We start from the raw sequence: 1,367 nt of genomic DNA, 5'->3' as shown, positions 1-1,367 counted from the left end.
CGCCTGAACGGCTCGGCGGAGGAGCAGGTGCCCGGCACGGAGCTCCGTATCGGCGACCTGGTCGTGTGCGAGGCCGGGGACGTCATCCCCGGCGACGGTGACGTCGTCGAAGGCGTCGCGTCCGTGGACGAGTCCGCCATCACGGGCGAATCGGCCCCGGTCATCCGCGAGTCGGGCGGCGACCGGTCGGCCGTGACCGGCGGGACGAAGGTGCTCTCCGACCGCATCGTCATCAAGATCACGACGAAGCCCGGCGAGACCTTCATCGACCGCATGATCAACCTGGTCGAGGGGGCGGCCCGGCAGAAGACCCCCAACGAGATCGCGCTCAACATCCTGCTCGCCTCGCTGACGATCGTCTTCCTGCTCGCCGTCGTCACGCTCCAGCCCTTCGCGATCTACGCGCACGCCAAGCAGTCGATGATCGTGCTGACCGCACTGCTGGTCTGCCTGATTCCGACCACCATCGGCGCGCTCCTCTCCGCCATCGGCATCGCGGGCATGGACCGCCTGGTGCAGCGCAACGTCCTGGCCATGTCGGGGCGCGCGGTGGAAGCGGCGGGCGACGTCTCGACCCTGCTCCTCGACAAGACCGGCACCATCACCCTGGGCAACCGCCAGGCCTCCGAGTTCGTCCCCGTCACGGGCGCCATCGCCGCCGAACTGGCCGACGCCGCCCAGCTCTCCTCGCTGGCCGACGAAACCCCCGAGGGCCGCTCGATCGTGGTCCTCGCGAAGGAGAAGTACGGCCTGCGCGAACGCCACCAGGGCGAGCTGGTGGACGCCGAATGGATCCCCTTCACCGCGCAGACCCGCATGTCGGGCGTGGACGTGGACGGCCGCAAGGTCCGTAAGGGCGCGGCCGGTTCGATCATCGCCTGGGTCGGCGAACAGGGCGGTACGGTCGCCCCGGACGCGCGGGCCAAGGTCGACGAGATCTCCGGAGCCGGCGGCACCCCGCTGCTCGTCGCGCTGGAGGACGACAAGGGCGCCCGGGTCCTGGGTGTCATCCACCTGAAGGACGTGGTCAAGGAGGGCATGCGCGAACGCTTCGACGAGCTGCGGCGCATGGGCATCAAGACCATCATGATCACCGGCGACAACCCGCTGACCGCCAAGGCCATCGCCGAGGAGGCGGGCGTCGACGACTTCCTCGCCGAGGCCACCCCCGAGGACAAGATGGCCCTCATCAAGCGGGAACAGGCCGGCGGAAAGCTCGTCGCGATGACGGGCGACGGCACGAACGACGCCCCGGCCCTGGCCCAGGCCGACGTGGGCGTGGCGATGAACACCGGAACCTCGGCCGCCAAGGAGGCCGGGAACATGGTGGACCTCGACTCCAACCCCACCAAGCTCATCGAAATCGT

Annotated in this window: 1 protein-coding gene; it reads left to right on the top strand. The window is 69.5% G+C overall.

Translation table 11 applies throughout. The features are described 5' to 3' along the window. Positions 1 to 1,367, top strand: a 1,367-nt coding sequence (gene kdpB / locus ACFYYB_RS42125; protein ID WP_389444036.1) for a potassium-transporting ATPase subunit KdpB, incomplete at both ends; no start/stop codon positions are given.

The sequence above is a fragment of the Streptomyces sp. NPDC002886 genome (assembly GCF_042888445.1).
Classification (GTDB): domain Bacteria; phylum Actinomycetota; class Actinomycetes; order Streptomycetales; family Streptomycetaceae; genus Streptomyces.
This window is presented reverse-complemented; position numbering and strand designations above follow the sequence as displayed.